Origin of the sequence: Nocardia sp. NPDC087230 (assembly GCF_044744725.1) — a bacterium.
Classification (GTDB): Bacteria; Actinomycetota; Actinomycetes; order Mycobacteriales; family Mycobacteriaceae; genus Nocardia; species Nocardia canadensis.
In genome coordinates this window covers 690,008-706,992 of sequence record NZ_JBIUYV010000003.1, presented here as the reverse complement: position 1 = coordinate 706,992, position 16,985 = coordinate 690,008, and the positions used below count along the sequence as shown (strand labels likewise).

General features: G+C 70.2%; 21 protein-coding genes. 6 read left to right on the top strand and 15 right to left on the bottom strand.

Annotated elements, in window-relative coordinates; translation table 11 throughout:
- The first annotated feature begins 104 nt into the window (after positions 1-104).
- The gene (locus ACIO52_RS15390) at positions 105-740 is read left to right on the top strand and encodes a TetR/AcrR family transcriptional regulator (protein ID WP_218718315.1); all 636 of its coding nucleotides are present in this window, start codon (positions 105-107) and stop codon (positions 738-740) included.
- Positions 741-832: 92 nt separating this feature from the next.
- Here ACIO52_RS15390 and pafA read toward each other — a convergent pair whose 3' ends face one another.
- From pafA to ACIO52_RS15360, 6 genes are all read right to left on the bottom strand, one after another.
- Entirely contained in the window at positions 833-2,191 is a 1,359-nt protein-coding gene (pafA, locus tag ACIO52_RS15385) for a Pup--protein ligase (protein ID WP_186817494.1), read from the bottom strand.
- A 167-nt stretch (positions 2,192-2,358) separates the two neighbouring features.
- Positions 2,359-3,126: a proteasome subunit alpha gene (gene prcA / locus ACIO52_RS15380; RefSeq protein WP_218718316.1), complete on the bottom strand. Its 768-nt coding sequence runs from the start codon at positions 3,124-3,126 to the stop codon at positions 2,359-2,361.
- The gene (prcB, locus tag ACIO52_RS15375) at positions 3,123-3,899 is read right to left on the bottom strand and encodes a proteasome subunit beta (protein ID WP_255587681.1); all 777 of its coding nucleotides are present in this window, start codon (positions 3,897-3,899) and stop codon (positions 3,123-3,125) included. The genes prcA and prcB overlap by 4 nt, the downstream gene beginning before the upstream one ends.
- 65 nt (positions 3,900-3,964) lie before the next feature.
- On the bottom strand, positions 3,965-4,159 hold the full coding sequence (locus ACIO52_RS15370; protein ID WP_019047503.1) for a ubiquitin-like protein Pup: 195 nt from the start codon (positions 4,157-4,159) through the stop codon (positions 3,965-3,967).
- A 162-nt stretch (positions 4,160-4,321) separates the two neighbouring features.
- Positions 4,322-5,821: a depupylase/deamidase Dop gene (gene dop, locus ACIO52_RS15365; protein WP_218718318.1), complete on the bottom strand. Its 1,500-nt coding sequence runs from the start codon at positions 5,819-5,821 to the stop codon at positions 4,322-4,324.
- A gap of 69 nt (positions 5,822-5,890) precedes the next feature.
- Positions 5,891-6,259 (bottom strand): TetR/AcrR family transcriptional regulator C-terminal ligand-binding domain-containing protein, encoded by a 369-nt coding sequence (locus ACIO52_RS15360; protein ID WP_402644457.1) that lies wholly within the window; start codon positions 6,257-6,259, stop codon positions 5,891-5,893.
- A gap of 546 nt (positions 6,260-6,805) precedes the next feature.
- Between ACIO52_RS15360 and ACIO52_RS15355 the strand changes: the two genes are divergently transcribed.
- Entirely contained in the window at positions 6,806-7,990 is a 1,185-nt protein-coding gene (locus tag ACIO52_RS15355) for a DUF418 domain-containing protein (protein ID WP_402644363.1), read from the top strand.
- 1 nt (position 7,991) lies between these two features.
- Here ACIO52_RS15355 and ACIO52_RS15350 read toward each other — a convergent pair whose 3' ends face one another.
- The gene (locus ACIO52_RS15350) at positions 7,992-8,723 is read right to left on the bottom strand and encodes a TetR/AcrR family transcriptional regulator (RefSeq protein ID WP_402644360.1); all 732 of its coding nucleotides are present in this window, start codon (positions 8,721-8,723) and stop codon (positions 7,992-7,994) included.
- 82 nt (positions 8,724-8,805) lie between these two features.
- Here ACIO52_RS15350 and ACIO52_RS15345 point away from each other — a divergent pair, with 82 nt between their 5' ends.
- From ACIO52_RS15345 to ACIO52_RS15335, 3 genes are all read left to right on the top strand, one after another.
- The gene (locus ACIO52_RS15345) at positions 8,806-9,105 is read left to right on the top strand and encodes a DUF6412 domain-containing protein (protein WP_402644358.1); all 300 of its coding nucleotides are present in this window, start codon (positions 8,806-8,808) and stop codon (positions 9,103-9,105) included.
- A 94-nt stretch (positions 9,106-9,199) separates the two neighbouring features.
- Entirely contained in the window at positions 9,200-10,081 is an 882-nt protein-coding gene (yidC, locus tag ACIO52_RS15340; RefSeq protein ID WP_402644355.1) for a membrane protein insertase YidC, read from the top strand.
- Positions 10,082-10,100: 19 nt separating this feature from the next.
- Positions 10,101-10,628: an NUDIX domain-containing protein gene (locus tag ACIO52_RS15335; RefSeq protein ID WP_218718323.1), complete on the top strand. Its 528-nt coding sequence runs from the start codon at positions 10,101-10,103 to the stop codon at positions 10,626-10,628.
- Here the strand turns inward: ACIO52_RS15335 and ACIO52_RS15330 are convergent.
- Positions 10,622-10,930, bottom strand: coding sequence for a hypothetical protein (locus ACIO52_RS15330; RefSeq protein WP_218718324.1), 309 nt, complete (start codon positions 10,928-10,930; stop codon positions 10,622-10,624). The two genes, ACIO52_RS15335 and ACIO52_RS15330, sit on opposite strands and share 7 nt — an antisense overlap.
- Positions 10,931-11,097: 167 nt before the next feature.
- Positions 11,098-11,454, bottom strand: a complete 357-nt coding sequence (locus ACIO52_RS15325) for an arsenate reductase family protein (RefSeq protein ID WP_218718325.1) — start codon at positions 11,452-11,454, stop codon at positions 11,098-11,100.
- A 68-nt stretch (positions 11,455-11,522) separates the two neighbouring features.
- Between ACIO52_RS15325 and ACIO52_RS15320 the strand changes: the two genes are divergently transcribed.
- Positions 11,523-12,026 carry a nitroreductase/quinone reductase family protein gene (locus ACIO52_RS15320; RefSeq protein WP_218718326.1) on the top strand — a complete coding sequence of 168 codons (504 nt, stop codon included), beginning with the start codon at positions 11,523-11,525 and terminating at the stop codon, positions 12,024-12,026.
- 57 nt (positions 12,027-12,083) lie between these two features.
- Here the strand turns inward: ACIO52_RS15320 and ACIO52_RS15315 are convergent, their stop codons facing one another.
- Genes ACIO52_RS15315 through ACIO52_RS15290 form a run of 6 tightly spaced genes read right to left on the bottom strand, consistent with a single transcriptional unit; the run spans position 12,084 to position 16,958 of the window.
- Positions 12,084-13,226 (bottom strand): ABC transporter substrate-binding protein, encoded by a 1,143-nt coding sequence (locus ACIO52_RS15315; RefSeq protein WP_402644349.1) that lies wholly within the window; start codon positions 13,224-13,226, stop codon positions 12,084-12,086.
- 13 nt (positions 13,227-13,239) lie between these two features.
- The gene (locus tag ACIO52_RS15310) at positions 13,240-14,004 is read right to left on the bottom strand and encodes an ABC transporter permease (protein WP_218718328.1); all 765 of its coding nucleotides are present in this window, start codon (positions 14,002-14,004) and stop codon (positions 13,240-13,242) included.
- Complete coding sequence (locus ACIO52_RS15305; RefSeq protein ID WP_316575172.1) at positions 14,001-14,822, bottom strand: ABC transporter ATP-binding protein; 822 nt, start codon at positions 14,820-14,822, stop codon at positions 14,001-14,003. The genes ACIO52_RS15310 and ACIO52_RS15305 overlap by 4 nt, the downstream gene beginning before the upstream one ends.
- A gap of 26 nt (positions 14,823-14,848) precedes the next feature.
- On the bottom strand, positions 14,849-15,772 hold the full coding sequence (locus ACIO52_RS15300; protein WP_402644346.1) for an ABC transporter permease: 924 nt from the start codon (positions 15,770-15,772) through the stop codon (positions 14,849-14,851).
- Positions 15,773-15,786: 14 nt separating this feature from the next.
- Positions 15,787-15,924, bottom strand: coding sequence for a hypothetical protein (locus ACIO52_RS15295; RefSeq protein ID WP_218718330.1), 138 nt, complete (start codon positions 15,922-15,924; stop codon positions 15,787-15,789).
- On the bottom strand, positions 15,921-16,958 hold the full coding sequence (locus ACIO52_RS15290) for a TIGR03842 family LLM class F420-dependent oxidoreductase (RefSeq protein WP_218718331.1): 1,038 nt from the start codon (positions 16,956-16,958) through the stop codon (positions 15,921-15,923). Before ACIO52_RS15290 ends, ACIO52_RS15295 begins: the two co-directional genes overlap by 4 nt.
- Positions 16,959-16,985 lie beyond the last annotated feature (27 nt).

Genomic DNA, 16,985 nt, shown 5'->3' with positions numbered 1-16,985 from the left:
CTCGGGCACCGTATCCTAACGCCGTTCGGTTAATCAAGGGCCGAATCGGCGATCGGTGATACCGTTCGAAGCCCTATCGGACCCGAGCAGACGAGGAGTGGCGCATGGCGAGGCCGCGCGTACCGCTGTTGAGCCGCGAACGCATTCGCGACACCGCGCTGGCCATGGTCGACCGCGACGGCCTCGCCGAGGTCTCCATGCGCAAGCTGGCCGCCGAACTCGGCGTGCAGGCCGCCTCGCTCTACGGCCACTACCCGAACAAGGACGACCTGTTCGACGACATCGCGACGGGCATCATGAGCCACGTCGACACCTCGGCCTTCGACACCATGGCCTGGGACGACGGCCTGGCAGCCTGGGCCCGCAGCTACCGCTCGGCGCTGGTCGCACACCCGAATTTCGTGCCCTACCTCGCGGCGGGCCCCGGCCGCCGGGCGGAGAACCTGCGCGCGGCCGACGCCGTGCACGGTGGGCTGGTCGGCGCGGGCTGGCCACCGCGCTACGCGACCATGATCGGCGCGGCCACCCGCTACCTGGTGATGGGCTCGACGGTCGGTTCGTTCGCGGGCGGATTCGCCGACGACGTACAGGTCTACCGGGATCGCTACCCGCACCTGAACCAGGCGCACCTGCTGCGCGCGATCGCCGACGAGATCGATGACGACAGCTTCGAACTGGCCCTGACCTCGTTCATCGCCGGCCTGCGCGGCACCTACGCGAGCGTCGTCGGCCCCGATTGAGCCCGGACGCGACGACGGGACCGGTGGCGTCTACGCAATCGCTCCCTTGCGCCACCGGTCCCGTCGCCGAGCCCCCCGTCTCGGGGGTTCGCCTACATCGAGGCGATCAGCCGATCGACGCGCTCGTCGACCGACCGGAACGGATCCTTGCACAACACGGTGCGCTGCGCTTGATCGTTCAACTTCAAATGCACCCAGTCGACCGTGAAATCGCGCCCGGCTTCCTGCGCGGCAGTGATGAAGTCACCGCGCAGCTTGGCGCGCGTGGTCTGCGGCGGGGTCTCCACCGCGGCGTCGACGGCCTCGTCCTCGGTGATCCGCTTGGCCAGCCCCTTGCGCTGCAGCAGATCGAAGACGCCGCGACCCCGCTTGATGTCGTGGTAGGCCAGGTCGAGCTGGGCGATCTTCGGATCCGACAGCTCCATGCTGTAGCGGTCCTGGTAGCGCTGGAACAGCTTGCGCTTGATCACCCAGTCGATCTCGGTGTCGACCTTGGCGAAGTCCTGCGCCTCGACGGCGTCGAGAGTGCGGCCCCACAGATCCACCACCGCGTCGACCTGCGGGTCGCGGTCACGGTTGCGCAGGTGCTCGACGGCGCGGGCGTAGTACTCGCGCTGGATCTCGAGCGCGCTGGCCTGCCTGCCACCGGCCAGCCGCACCGGACGGCGGCCGGTCAGATCGTGGCTGACCTCGCGGATCGCCCGGATCGGGTTGTCGAGGGCGAAGTCGCGGAACGAGACGCCCGCCTCGATCATCTCCAGCACCAGCGACGCGGTGCCCACCTTGAGCATCGTCGTCGGCTCGGCCATGTTGGAGTCGCCCACGATCACGTGCAGACGCCGGTACTTCTCGGCGTCGGCGTGCGGCTCGTCGCGGGTGTTGATGATCGGGCGCGAGCGGGTGGTCGCCGAGGAGACGCCCTCCCAGATGTGCTCGGCGCGCTGGGACAGGCAGAACGTGGCTGCCTTGGGCGTCTGCAGGACCTTGCCCGCACCGCAGATGAGCTGGCGGGTGACCAGGAACGGCAGCAACACGTCCGAGATCCGGGAGAACTCACCCGCGCGGACCACGAGAAAGTTCTCGTGGCAGCCGTAGGAGTTGCCCGCGGAGTCGGTGTTGTTCTTGAACAGGTAGATGTCGCCGCCGATGCCTTCCTCGGCGAGGCGCTGTTCGGCGTCTATCAGCAGGTCCTCCAGCACCCGCTCACCGGCCCGGTCGTGGGTGACCAACTGCACCAGGCTGTCGCATTCTGCGGTGGCGTACTCGGGATGCGATCCGACGTCGAGGTACAACCTGGCACCGTTTCGAAGGAAGACATTAGAGCTACGGCCCCAGGACACCACCCGGCGGAACAGGTACCGGGCCACCTCGTCGGGGGACAGCCGACGGTGACCGTGGAAGGTGCATGTCACACCGAACTCGGTCTCGATCCCCATGATTCGTCGCTGCACACTATCGACACTACAGCCATGACCAGGGCCCGCGCGGCGCTCCGGACATCCCATTCGCATACGTGTTCACAACGATTCGGACAGCGAACGACCCCGGCGAGCACGACGAGAACGGGCCCGTGGACCGGAGCGGTCCGCGGGCCCGTTCATGATCGTGACGGCGGGGTCTACTCCCCCGCGCCGTCCTCGGGCTCGGGCAGCTTCGCCTCGGTCACGGCTGTCGCCTTCGGCGTACCGAGCGCCTTCTGCAGGGCGGGACCCTGCAGCCGGCGGAACGCCCGGCGCGGCCGGGACTGCTCGAGGGTGGCCACCTCGAGCGAGGACTCACCGAGGGCGCGCTTGTCCTTGTCGGCCTCGGGCTGACCCGCCTGCAGCGCCCCGATGGCCACCTTCAGCGCGTCGTCCAGGGACAGACCGGGCTTGTAGGCGGCCTTGAGCGCGGTCAGGATGGGCTCGGTGGTGCCGCCCATGACGACGTACTCGCGTTCGTCGACGATCGACCCGTCGAAGGTGATCCGGTACAGCACCGAGGTCGGCGACTGCTCCGGATACCCGACCTCGGCGACGCACAGCTCCACCTCGTAGGGCTTGAGCTGATCGGTGAAGATCGAGCCCAGGCTCTGCGCGTAGAGGTTGGCCAGGCCACGGCCGGTGACATCGCGCCGGTCGTACTGATAGCCCTTGAGGTCGGCCTGCAGGATGCCACCGCGGCGCAGGGCCTCGAACTCGTTGTACTTGCCGACCGCGGCGAAGCCGATGCGGTCGTAGAGTTCGCTGACCTTGTGCAACGTCGCCGAGGGGTTCTCGGCGACGAACAGCACGCCCTTGTCGTACACGAGCACCACCACGCTGCGACCACGACCGATGCCCTTGCGGGCGAGCTCGGTCTTGTCGCGCATGATCTGCTCGGCCGAGGCGTAATACGGCAGCGTCATAGGACGGCGCCCCCTTCTTCCGCGGCTTCCCGGTCGGCGATCACACCGCGGGCGATCTCGGCCAGGCGGTCCTCGGCCACCTCGGCCGCGCCCTCGGCGTCGATCACCACCGCTGTCGGGTAGATCCCGCGCAGCATGTCCGGACCACCGGTGGCGGTGTCGTCGTCGGCGGCGTCGAACAGCGATTCCACCGCGACCCGCAGCGCCCGGTCCTGATCGATGCCACGCTGGTAGAGCTTCTTCAGCGAGGACTTCGCGAACATCGAACCGGAGCCGACAGCGGTGTAGCCGAACCGCTCCTCGCTGCGTCCGCCGACCACGTCGTAGGACACGATGCGACCCGAACGGTCCTGGTCGGTGATCTGGTCGTCGAACCCGACCAGGATCGGCACGACAGCCAGCCCCTGCATGGCGGCGGGCAGGTTGTCGCGGACCATCTTCGACAGCTTGTTGGCTTTACCGTCGAAGGTCAGCGGCACGCCTTCGATCTTCTCGTAGTACTCGAGCTCCACCGCGAACAGCCGGATCATCTCGATCGCGATGCCCGCGGTGCCCGCGATACCGGCCGCCGAGAAGGTGTCGGTGATATAGACCTTCTCGGTGTCGCGGCTGGCCAGCAGGTTGCCCATGGTGGCCCTGCGGTCGCCCGCGATGAGCACGCCACCCCGGTAGGTGACCGCGACAATGGTGGTGCCGTGCGGCGCCAGATCCTTGGCCGCGGTCAGATCCGAGGCACCGAACCTGTTGCCGGGCAACAGGTCCGGTGCGTGCATGCGGAGATGTTCGGTGAACGAGGAGAGAGCCTGCCCCGCGTGGAGGCGCAACGGGTCACCTGAGGTCACTGGCCGCCCTTCTGCACATACGCCCGCACGAAGTCCTCGGCGTTCTCCTCGAGCACGTCATCGATCTCGTCGAGCAGGTCGTCGGTTTCCTCCGCGAGCTTCTCGCGGCGCTCCTGACCCGCCGCGTCTACACCCTCGGGACCCTCGTCCTCGTCGCCACCCCCGGCGCGCTTGGTCTGCTCTTGTGCCATGGCAGCCGACCTCCTCTTTCCTCATCATGACCGCGACCTTTCGGATGAGCACGGTCGGCGATCATGAGCGATGTTCGTGCTCGTCCCACAACCCTACCGAGCCGATCGGACAAGGTGGTCTATTAGCGATCGGATTGTCGCTCTGTCGTGCCGGAAAACGCCTCAGTGGGTGAGCTGGTCGACCAGCTCCGCGGCCGTCTGGGCGGCGTCGAGCAGCTTCCCGACGTGCGCTTTCGTGCCGCGCCGCGGCTCCAGGGTCGGGATCCGCACCAGTGAATCACCACCCAGGTCGAAGATCACCGAATCCCAACTGGCGGCGGCGATATCGGCGCCGAATCGGCGTAGGCACTCGCCGCGGAAGTACGCGCGGGTGTCGGTCGGCGGCTTGGTCATCGCGTCGAGCACCTGCTGCTCGCTGACGAGGCGCTTCATCGAGCCGCGCGCCACCAACCGGTTGTAGAGACCCTTGTCCAGGCGCACATCGGAGTACTGCAGGTCCATCAGGTGCAGCTTGGGGGCGGCCCAGCCGAGGCCCTCCCGGCTGCGCATGCCCTCGAGCAGGCGCAGCTTGGCGGGCCAGTCGAGCAGGTTGGCGCATTCCATCGGGTCGCGCTCGAGCAGGTCGAGCACCATCGCCCAGTTGTCGATGATGTCGAGCACCCGGGGGTCGTCGTTGCCCTCGCGGTGCACGAACTTGGCGACGCGCTCGTGGTAGAGCCGTTGCAGCGCAAGGCCGGTCAGCTCGCGGCCGTCGGCCAGCGCCACGGTGGCGCGCAGCGTCGGGTCGTGGCTGATCTGGTGCACGGCGGTCACCGGCCGGGCCAGCTGGAACTCCGAGAGGTCCTCGCCCGCCTCGATCAGGTCGAGCACCAGCGCGGTGGTGCCGACCTTGAGGTAGGTCGACATCTCGGCCAGGTTGGCGTCGCCGATGATCACGTGCAGGCGCCGGTACTTGTCGGCGTCGGCGTGCGGCTCGTCGCGGGTGTTGATGATGCCGCGCTTGAGCGTGGTCTCCAGCCCGACCTCGACCTCGATGTAGTCCGCGCGCTGGGACAGCTGGAAGCCCGCGTGGTCGCCGGACTGGCCGATGCCGACCCGGCCGGACCCGCAGATCACCTGGCGGGAGACGAAGAACGGCGTCAGCCCTGCGATGATGTGGCTGAACGGGGTGTCGCGGTTCATCAGGTAGTTCTCGTGGGTGCCGTAGGAGGCGCCCTTGCCGTCGACGTTGTTCTTGTACAGCTGCAGGCGCGGGGCACCGGGGACGCTGGAGGCGTGCCGGGCGGCGGCCTCCATCACCCGCTCGCCCGCCTTGTCCCAGATCACCGCGTCGAGCGGGTCGACCACCTCGGGTGCGGAGTACTCCGGGTGCGCGTGGTCGACGTAGAGCCGGGCGCCGTTGGTGAGGATCATGTTGGCCGCGCCGACCTCGTCGGCGTCGATCACGGGAGCGGGGCCGCTCATCCGGCTCAGGTCGAAACCACGCGCGTCACGCAGCGGGGATTCCACCTCGTAGTCCCAGCGCGTGCGCTTGGCCCGCGGTACGCCCTCGGCGGCGGCGTAGGCGAGAACGGCCTGGGTGGAGGTGAGGATCGGGTTGGCCGTCGGCTCCGTGGGGGTCGAGATGCCGTACTCGACCTCGATTCCGATGATGCGCTGCATGCTGTCGAGCCTAGGCGACGCGTCCGACCCGCACCGGCATCTCGGCCCAGCGGCCCGCGGCGCCCCAGCTCACCCGGGTGCGCGCAGGCCGGTCAGCGGCCGGGCGAGGGCACCCGCGGCCTGATCCGGGCGCGGTGCACGATGTTCCACCTGCGGCCGGTACCCGACGAGCCCGAACGGCTGGTCGGTCGCCCGATACGGGTCGATGTCCGCGGCCGGCTCACCCCGGTCGATCCCGTGCGCGAGGATCACCACGACCACCGCCCGGCGGGTGCCGACCCGGCGCCGACGCGCCTCGCGACATCCGGATCGAGCTGCGCCTCGGCCGTCGTGCCGCGCAAAGCCGCTGCGCGACCAGGGAATTCGGTGACGCGACAGAGCTCGGTGACGAACGCGACGAGGTCGTCTTCGACCACGCCGGGTGTCGGGTTCGGGCATCCGGCGAGCGACGGCCTCGGCGTGGGCCTCCCTCGTCGGCTCGGCCAGGGAGCGCCACCCTCGGGCGATGGCGCTCTCGGCGACGCCCGAGCGGGTGGCCATGCCTCGATCGTCGACCGGCCGTAGCCGCTCTCCTCCAGGATCTCGGCGTCGGCCCGCAGACCCTCGCCGCGCACCCGGCCCCCGGTCCGCGAACCCCCGGTGTTACCCATGTCACCTCCGCGACGACTTCGTCCTCGCGGCCCACACCGTGGCGCGCCACCTTCGCGGCGGTGACCGCGTCCGACACCGTGCTGATCGGCCACAGCATCGGCAGTGTCGAGGTGGCGCGCATGCGCATGCGGTACGAGAGCAGGCTGTTCGCGGCGGCGTTCAGCTCGGCGCGCGCCCCGACGGCCACATCGAACTGCCGAAGGCCGTCACCGCGCTGGAAGAGGCGCTGGCACAGCGCGACCGAGGCACCTCCGCCGGGTCCCCCGCTCGGCGGACCCGAAGTGGTCCTCGCGGGCGATCCGGCGGCCGGATCGCGCCGAGATACTCGATGCCATGAGCGAATCCGTGCACCAGCTCACCCCCGAGGTGACCGACCGGCCGACCAGGTTGCTCGCGCTCGATGTCCTGCGGGGCATCGCGATCCTGGGCACCCTCGGCACCAATATCTGGATCTTCACCGACCCGGCCGGGCTGATCGGCTACATCGGCAGTCTCGGCGGGGTGGCCACGGACGGCTGGATGTGGACCGAGCGGGTGCTCCAGCAGCTGGCCCAGGGCAAGTTCCTCGGGCTGCTGACGGTGATGTTCGGGATCGGGCTGGCGATCCAGCAGGATTCGGCCCGGCGCGGTGGGCGCCGCTGGCCGGGGCGCTATCCCGTGCGGGCGGGGCTGCTGTTCCTGGACGGCCTGGTGAACTTCCTGTTCGTCGCCGAGTTCGATGTGCTGATGGGCTACGCGGTCACCGGCCTCGTCGTCGCGTATCTCCTGGCGACCAGCGAACGGGCCCGACGCCGCTGGCTCATCGTCGCGGCCTCGGTCCACGTGACGATGCTGACCGCGATCGCGGCCGCCCTGGCCTTCGCGCCCGCCACGGAACCGTCGGCCCCCGAGCCGCTGGAGCCGAATCCCTACGCGGACGGCTCTTTCTGGGATCTGGTGCTGTTCCGGCTCGACCATGCCGGGACCTTCCGGGTGGAGGCGATTTTCGTCTTCCCGATGTCGGTGGCGCTGTTCCTGCTCGGCGCCCGGCTGTATCGCGCCGGGGTGTTCCAGCCCGCCGGGGCGCGGATCCGCAGGTGGCTGCTCGTGCTCGGCTTCGGCGTCGCGGCGCCGCTGGACTTCACGGTCGGTGTCTTCGGCGGCGGCGACCTGGTGCTGCTCACCCGCTACGGCACCGCGCCGTTCGTGGCACTGGGCATCCTCGCCGCGGTCGCGGAGTTCTACCTGCGCCGCTCGCGGGTCGGTTATGTGGGCGCCCGGCTCGGCGAGGTCGGCCGCACCGCGCTCAGCTGCTACATCCTGCAGAACCTGATCGCCGGAATACTCTGCTACGGCTGGGGTTTCGGGCTCGCGGCGCGGGTCTCGGCGTCGGCGCGGGTGCCGTTCACGATCGGGATCTACCTGCTGGTGGTCGTCCTGATCACGGCCTTCGCCCACCTCTGGTCGCGCCGGTTCGAGCGCGGCCCGGTCGAATGGCTGTGGCACCGCACCTATCGGCTGCTCACGCCGGCGGAGTGAGTCAGCGCAGCCGCTCCGCCGGTGGCGGGGCGGCATCGGGGGCGACCAGCAGGTCGGCCACCAGCGAATCCCGTTGCAGCGGAACGCCGAGACTGCGGGCGTTGCCCTCGAACAGCGACAGCACCGATTCGGTCAGGATGCCCTGCACCTGTTCGGTCGAGAGCACCGGTTCCGGATCGGCGCGCCAGCTGGCCACCACGCCGTCGACGAGGCCGACCATGCCGAAGGCCATCGGCCGAGCGCGGGCCGGGTCGATCCCGAAGCGGGCCAGGGTGGCGGCGAACATGTCGGCCAGCTGCCCGCCCACCTCGCGCCCGGCACCGGCCAGGGTGGCGGCGCCGGTGCCGTCGGGCGCGGCGTCACCGAGGAAGCGGTGCAGGTTGGGGTGGCGTTCGATCCAGCCGAGGTAGGTGCCGATGGCGCCGCGCACCGCGTCCTTGAGCGTCCCGTCCGGCTCCAGCGCGGGCAGCAGCTCCGCGAGCAGCAGCTCCAGGATGCGCTGGCGGGCGAGCGCGTCGAGTTCGGCGCGGCCGCCGACGTGGCGGTACACCACCGGGCGGGGCAGGCCCAGATGCTCGGCGATCAGCTGCACCGAGATCTCGAGCCCGTGCTCGTCGATCACCTCGATGGCGGCATCGATCATCTCCGCGCGGCGGCGGGCCTTGTGGCCGTGCCAACGAGTGGCGCGCCCGTCACCGACGGGCTGCGCGTCCTGAGCGGAGGGTGCAGTCACAGTGCCAACGATACCCGGACCAGCGATGACCGTGACACAGCGTTCCACCAACCACGGGTAGTCGATCGGTATGCTCGGCGGCATGTGGTCCCGGGCAGTGCTGTTGGCGTACGCGGTGCTCGCGTGCGTGCTGCCCGCCTTCGTGCTCCTGACGACACCGGGCGGCGACGCCGCCCGCATGCTCGCCATCGGCGCGGTCGCCGCGGCCATGGTGTGCGCGCTGGTCGCGATCACCACCCACCGGCAGCTGCCGATCCGGGTCGCGGCCGCCGGGCCGCCGCGCTCGGCCCAGCGCCGCCTGCGCGGTTCCTTTCTGCGACAGAGCAATCCGGACGCCGCGGGTCGTCCACGCCCGCGAGCACCGGGGATCGATCACCACTGACCGGTAGCGCCGTACGCGCCTCCGGTCGGCCGCCGTGATCCCACTCCCCCTTTCGTGCGCTCACGCGCACGCTGTCCGGACAGGTCGTTCCGTCATGCTCGATGTCGTGTACTTTCCGGTGTCCGCCGCGCTCTGGTGCTGGCACCGCCTCCTCGCCCTCCCCCTCGGACCCGCCGACGGCCTCGCCTGGCTACTGGCCGTGGTCGCCCTCGTCGTCACCGTTCGCGCCCTGCTGATCGTCCCGGCGCTGCGGCAGGCCCGGTCCCAGGCCACGCTGCGGGCCCTGCAACCGCAGCTCGACAAGATTCGCGCCCAGCACCCCGACGACCAGCGCGCTCAGGCCGAGAAGATCCGGGCGCTGCACCGCGAGCACGGTGTCCGCCTGTTCGGCGGGTTCGTTCCGATGATCGCCCAGGCCCTGGTGTTCCTCGGCCTGTTCCATGTCCTGCGCTCGTTCGACCGGACCGGCGCCGCCGCGGTCGGCCCGTTCGCCTCGACCGACTCCCCGCTCTCGCCCGCGGTCAATCGCGCGACCCCGAACTACCTGTTCGGCGTCCCCGACGTCCACGCCTTCCTGGACGCGAGGCTGTTCGGCGCGCCTCTGTCGGCGACGCTGACCGGGGCGGGCGAACTGATCGGCGCGGTCGCCGCGCTCGCGATTCCGCTGGTGCTGATCACCGCGCTCGCCACCCACCTGACGGCTCGGCTGACGCCGCCCGCCCAGGACGGGACGGCCGCGATCCTGCGCCGGCTGTCGCTGTGGGTGTTCCCGGCGGGCGCGCTGGTGAGCGGGGCGATCCTGCCCGTCGCCGTGCTCACCTACTTCGCCACGAACGCGGCGTGGACCTGCGGTCAGCAGTATCTTTTCCGCCGCACGCTCGACGCCGAGGCCGCCGCCGTGGCGGCTCAGTCGGCCGCGCGGGCCCGGGCGGCGGCGCCGCGACCGGGGGTGAAGCCGAGGCGGCAGCGCCGCTGAGACGGGTTACTCTCGGGCCGTGGCTGTGAACCCGGAGTCGGAACTGCTCGCCGTGTACGACGCCGCCGGTGCGGTGATCGGCGCGGCCGAGCGGGGCACCGTCTATCGCGAGGGCCTCTGGCACGCCAGCGCGGGCGTGCTGGTGCGCTCCGGCGACGGTCGCCGGATCTACGTCCATCGGCGCACCGACAGCAAACTCGTCTTCGCCGGCCTGCACGACTGTCTGGCCGGTGGCGTGGTCGACGCGGGCGAGGATCCGGCCGACACCGCACGACGCGAACTCCACGAGGAGCTCGGCATCGCCACCGGCACCGCACTCCCTGTGCGCGCCACCGCGTCCTGGGACGGCAGCTGGGCGGGCAGACCACTGCGCTGCCATCTGTTCGGCTACGAGGTCCGCTACGACGGTCCGGTCCGCCACCAGCCGTCCGAGATCGCGGACGGCTGGTGGTGGACCGACGCCGAACTCCGTGCGCACCTGGACGATCCGGCGTGGCCCTTCGTCCCCGACACCAGGCTGCTGCTCGGCGACCTGCTGACTCAGTAGACGACCACCTGCCAGGTCTGCATGCTGAACGGCAGGTCACAGGCAGTTTCGGAGTGGAAGCCGCCGAAGGCGGGCTGCCCGTACCGTTCGTAGCTGCTGAACCAGTTCCACCACGCCCAGCAGGTGACCCGCACCTGGTGCCAGACCGGGTCGCCGCACTGGGAGAAGGCGCCGGTGCCGGCGATGGGGTTCACCGAGCAGTGCCCCGGCGGTTGCGCCTGGACGGGTCCGGCGAGCAGGGTCGAGGCACCGATCAGACCGGCGGCCGTGGCTCCTACAGCGATCTTGCGAAGCGATTTCATGACAACCTCCCACCGCGTGGAGTTCCCGCTGTCGAACCCGCCGGCGATCCACGTTCGGTTCGATATCCGCCTCGGGACACCGTGTCCCGATGATGTGAGCTACATCAGGTAAATCGCGTTCGCTGTTACGGCCGTGCCCGAATAGTTATCCGTTGGCTATCGCCGGATCAGTCGAGGGAGCGCAGTGATTCCTCGTCGCGGGCCACCACCGCGCCGCCATCGGCGGTGAGCACGATGGGTCGCTGGATCAGCTTGGGGTGCTCGGCGAGTGCGGTCAGCCACCGGTCGACATCGGCGTCGGTGCGTCCCCAGTCCGCCATGCCGAGGTCCTTGGCGATCTGCTCGCCGGTGCGCGTGATGTCCCACGGCTGCGCGCCGAGCCGGGCCAGCACCGCACGCAGTTCGGCGACCGTCGGCGGATCCTCGAGGTAGCGGCGCACCGTGTACTCGACTCCGGCGGCGTCCAGGTGCGCGGTGGCGTTACGACTCTTCGTGCAGCGGGGGTTGTGCCAGATCTCGGTCATCCCCGCAGCGTAGTAGGCGGGTGCGGACGCGGACTGCGGGCGCGGGCGCACCGGCCGATACTGGAGCCATGACCGATACCGCGCCCTCCGAAAACCCCTACGGCACACCGACAACCACCGGTCCCGAACCGATCCGCCCCTCCCAGGGCCGGGTCAACACGATCGTCCGCGCCCTGCTGAAGGTGCCGGTGCTGTCCGGCATCGTGGGCAAGCGGCTGGCCACCTTGCAGGTCACCGGCCGCAAGTCCGGCAAGGTCTACGAGGTCCCGGTCGCCTACACCGTCCACGACGGCACCCTGCTGATCGGCACCGCGCTGCGCCCGTGGGTGAAGAACCTGCTCGGCGGCGCCGAGGTGCGCCTGTCCCGTGGCCGGACTCCCGAATCCTTCACCGCCACAGTGCATTCCGACGAGCAGGGCGTGCTGGAACTGTACACGATCATCGCCCGCGACAACAAGCAGAACGCCAAGTTCAACGGCATCGGCTTCACCGCCGACGGCGAGCCGTCCCAGGCCGACATCTACCAGACCTGGCAGCAGGGCGGCGTGGTCGTCGAACTCACTCCGCGCTGACCGCGCGCACGGCGACGGCCCGGCGCAACCGCTCCGCCGGGCCGTCGGCGCGTCCGGCTACTTGCCGCCCTCGGTCGGCGTCACCTGCGCGGGCTGGAATCCCGTCCCGGTGACGTCGATCCCGGCGGCCCGCAGTTGATCGAGAGCCCTGGTGACGTACTCGGTGGTGTAGGCGTCGGCGCCGGGGTCCTTCGTCAGCACCGTCGCGCCCTCGGCGTTCTTGGTCTCCTTGGCGATGGTCACCGTGCGATCCCAGGCCGCCTTGTCGACGGTGCCGATCCCGGCGGGCGAGGGCCAGATCAGCTTGTTCACCTCGTTGATCTGCCACTGCTGATGCCCGGCGCCCAGCGTCGCGCCCGCCGCGACGGTGATGTCACGGCACTTGTCGAGATTGTCCCGGCAGAATGCCCAGCCCTTCAGGGAAGCGACCAGGAACTTCACGGTCTGCTCCTGGTACTTCGCATCCTTCAGCTTCTCGGTGTTGGCCCACAGCGCGTCCTGCAGCATCGCCACGCCTTCGGCGTTCCAGTCGATGGCGTTGAAGTCGTCGGCGGTGTAGAGCTTTCCGGTGGTGGGGTTCTTCGTCTCGAGCAACTGGGCGTACTCGTTGTAGGACATGGCCTGGGCGGCCGCGATGTCCTTGGCGAGGAAGGCGTTCATGTCGAACTGCTGCTGGACCAGTTTCACGTCCTCGGCCGGGTCGATGCCGGCTTTGGTCATCCCCGCGAAGAGCTCGAACTCGTTGCCGTAGCCCCAGTTTCCGACGGTCTTGCCGCGCAGCGCGGCGGGTCCGGTGATGTTGTCGGCCTTGAACGAGACCTGCTTGGTGCCCGAGCGCTGGAACACCTGCGCGATCTCGGTGATGCCCGCACCCGCCTCCCGCGAAGCCAGCGCCTTGGGCACCCAGGCCACGGCGTAGTCGGCCTGTCCCTGGGCGAGCACGGTCTGCGGGACGATGTCGGTGCCGCCGTCGAGGATCTCCACCGACAGCCCCTGCTCCCGGTAGAACCCCTGGTCGACGGCGGCCAGATAGCCGGCGAACTGGCCCTGCTTGAACCACTGCAACTGCAGTTTCACCTTGGTGAGACCGTCGGCGGTGGTCTCCGAAGCGGTGTCGGTGGTGCTGCAGCCGGTCAGCGCGGCGGCGGCGAGCGCGGCCAGCGCCAGACAACGGCGCAGCCGGAGTGCGGTCGTGCTCATGGATGGATCTCCCTCATCGGATGGTGGACAGCAGGGGTGTTCTGGGCCGGCGGGTGAGTTGTTCGAGCAGCAGAACGGCGAGCAGGAACACCAGCCCGACCGCCATCGCGCCCACGACGTACGCCCAGGCCCTGGGGTAGGCGGTATTGGCGGCGGCGGAGGTGATCCGGCTCCCCAGCCCGTTCTGCAGGCCGCCGAAGTACTCGGCGACGACGGCCGCGATGACCGCGCCGGGCGCGGCGATCCGCAGGCCGGTGAACAGGTGCGGCAGCGCGGCGGGCAGCCGCACGGCGCGGGTGAGCTGCCAGCCGGTCGCGGCGTAGGAGCTCATCAGGTCGGCCTGCACCTTCGGCACCTCGCGCAGCCCGCGCGCGGTGCTGACGAATACCGGGAAGAACACGACGATGGTGACGACGAGGCGACGCGGTGTCTCCGTCGTGGTCGAGTACATCGTGTTCAGCAGCGGCGCGAGCGCCACGATGGGCACCGCGGCCGCGGCGGCGGCCAGCGGGGTGAGCAGACCGTCGACGATCCGGAACCGCACCGCGAGGACGGCGGCGGCGATGCCGAGCACGGTCCCGAGCACGAACCCGACCAGCGCGTTGGCCCCGGTCGCCAGCGCGGCGTCCAGGATCCGGCCCGCGTTGGCGACGAACTGTTCGGCGATCGCGCTCGGTGCGGGCAGCAGGAACGACGGCACCCCCGCCACCACGGTGAGCACCTGCCACAGCACCAGCACGACGACACCCACCACGATCGGCGGCAGCCAGGTCCTCATGGCAGGTCCCGTCCGGCCACGGCATGCTCCGCGGGCTCCCCGCGCAGCGCCGCGCGCACGGCGGCCACGGCGGCGAAGAACTCCGCCGAGGACCGCACATCGGCACCGGTGTCGCGCCCCCACCCGCCGGTGGGCACGATGTCGCTGATCCGGCCGGGTCGCGCCGACAGCACCACCACCCGATCCGACAGGTACACCGCTTCGGGAATCGAGTGCGTCACGAACACCACCGCGGCCCCGGTCTCGCCCGCGATCCGCAGCAGTTCGCCCTGCATCCGTTCCCTGGTCATCTCGTCGAGCGCGCCGAAGGGCTCGTCCATCAACAGCAGCGCCGGGGTGCGCGCCAGCGCCCGCGCGATCGCGACCCGCTGCTGCATGCCCCCGGACAGTTCGGCCGGATAGCGATCGGCGAACTCGGTGAGCCCCGCCATCGCCAGCAGTTCGGCACTGCGTGCCCGGCGCTGCGCCTTGGGCACCCGGTGCAGTTCCAGCGGCAGTTCGACGTTGGCGGCGACGGTGCGCCAGTCGAGCAGCCCCGCCTGCTGGAAGGCGATGCCGTAGTCCTGGTCGATCCTGGCCTGCCGGGCGGACTTGCCGTGCACGGTGACGGTGCCGCCGCTCGGTGTCTCCAGATCGGCGATGATCCGCAACAAGGTGGACTTGCCGCAGCCGGAAGGGCCGATGAGCGAGACGAATTCGCCCGGAGCGACGGTGAGCGAGACATCGGTGAGCGCGGTCACCGCACCGGCGGCGAAGGTCTTGCCGAGGTGGGTGAGCTCGACCGCCGGTGGCGCCGGGGCGCCGGCTGAGGTGGTCATGGGTACTTCTTCCTGGAAAGCGAGGTCTACGAGGAGGTGTCGCCGGTGCCCGGCGGATGGTTGTAGCGGCGCACGGCCAGCTCGACGAGTCCGACCAGCCCGGTCAGCACCACCCCGAGCAGGGCCGCGGCGATCACCGCCGCGTAGAGCCGGGCAGCGTCGCCGGTGGCCTGCTGGGAGAACACGATGATCTGGCGGCCGATCCCACCCGTGGTGCCGGTGGAGATCTCGGCGACCACCGCGCCGATCACGGACGCGGCGGCGGCCAATCGCAAGGCCGGCATCAGCGACGGCACCGCAGCGGGAAAACGCAAGCGCGTCAGGGTCGCCCACCACCCGGCCGAGCAACTGCGCAGCAGTTCCACCGAAGCCGCCGACGGCGCGTGCAGGCCGCGCAGCATGCCGATCGCGACGGGGAAGAACGCCAGATAGGCGGCGATCACCACGATGCTCATCCACGGCCGCCACGGTTGGCCGCCGATGGCGAGCCTGCCGCCCCACGCGGCCACCAACGGGGCCAGCGCGATCAGCGGAACGGTCTGCGAGAGCACGACATAGGGCAGGATGCCGCGTTCGAGCCAGCCGAACCGCTGCATCGCCACCGCGAGCCCGATCCCGACCACCGTGCCCAGCAGCAGCGCGAGCAGGGCCAGTATCAGGGTGAAGCCGGCGGTGCGCACCAGCGTCGTGCCGACGGTGCCGGTGCCGTCCGTCTCGCCCAGCACGGTCACCACCGCCCACACATGCGGCAGGGCGCCGTCACCGGTGCGCGGCAGCACCCGAACACCACCGATGCCGACGCCGTCGGCGGGCACGAGCAGCTTCACCAGCTCCCAGATCACGACGACCGAAGCGAACGCGGCGACCGCGTACGCGACGCGCGCCACCCGCGCGCGCCGCACCGTGGTGGCCCGGCCTGCCGCGGGCAGCACCGCCGTGGCATCGATCATGTTCGCGCTCATCGTCATTCGCGGTGCTCCCGCACCCGCACCGGCACCCGCTTGCGCGCGTACCGCTGCGCCGTCAGCGCCGAGGACAGCGCCACCGCCACGATCCCGGCCGAAGACGCGCCCCGGATCAGGGCGATGCCGACCGCGTTCATCCGACGTCCTTGGTCGCCGTGACGGGCCGGTGCAGGCGAGGCAGCACCTGCTCGCCGTAGGCCTCGAGAGTGGCCGTCTTCGCATCGTGTTGCAGGTACACGGCGAACTGGTCGACGCCGAGCTTGCCCAGTTCCCAGAGGCGGGCGAGCTGTTCGTCCGGCGGGCCGAGCAGACAGAACCGGTCGACGACCTCGTCGGGGACGAAGTCGGCGTGCGGATTGCCCGCTCGCCCGTGCTCGTTGTAGTCGTAGCCGTGCCTGCCCGCGACATAGTCGGTGAGCGAGGCCGGGATGTCGCCGTCCGCACCGTATTTCGCGACGAGGGCGGCCACATGATTGCCGACCATTCCGCCGAACCAGCGGCACTGCTCCCTGGCGTGCGCCAGCGCGGCGGCGGACCCGTCGGTGACGTAGGCGGGCGCGGCGACACAGATCTGCACCGAACGCGGGTCGCGGCCGGCGGCCTCGGCGGCACGCCGCACCTTGGCGACGGTCCACGCGACGATGTCGGGGTCGGCCAGTTGCAGAATGAACCCGTCGGCGACCTGGCCGGTGAGCTCGAGCGCCTTGGGCCCGTACCCGGCCACCCACACGTCGAGCCGGGATTCGGCCGCCCACGGGAACCGCACCTCGGTGTCGCCGATCCGGGCGCTGCGCCCGTTGCCGAGCTCCCGGATCACCTCCACCGATTCGCGCAGCGCCGCCAGGGAGGTCGGCCTGCCGCCGATCGCGCGCACCGCCGAGTCGCCGCGGCCGATGCCGCAGATGGTGCGGTTGCCGAACATCTCGTTGAGCGTGGCGAAGGTCGACGCGGTCACCGTCTGGTCCCGGGTGGCCGGATTGGTGACCATCGGACCCACCATCACCTTGCGGGTGGCCGCGAGAATCTGGCTGTAGATCACGTACGGCTCCTGCCACAGCAGGTGCGAGTCGAACGTCCACACATGCGAGAACCCGTGTGTCTCGGCCAGTCTGGCCAACTCGACCACCCGCGACGCGGGTGGGGTGCACTGCAGGACGACACCGATGTCCATGGCACTCTCCGTTTCCGATAGGGGTTC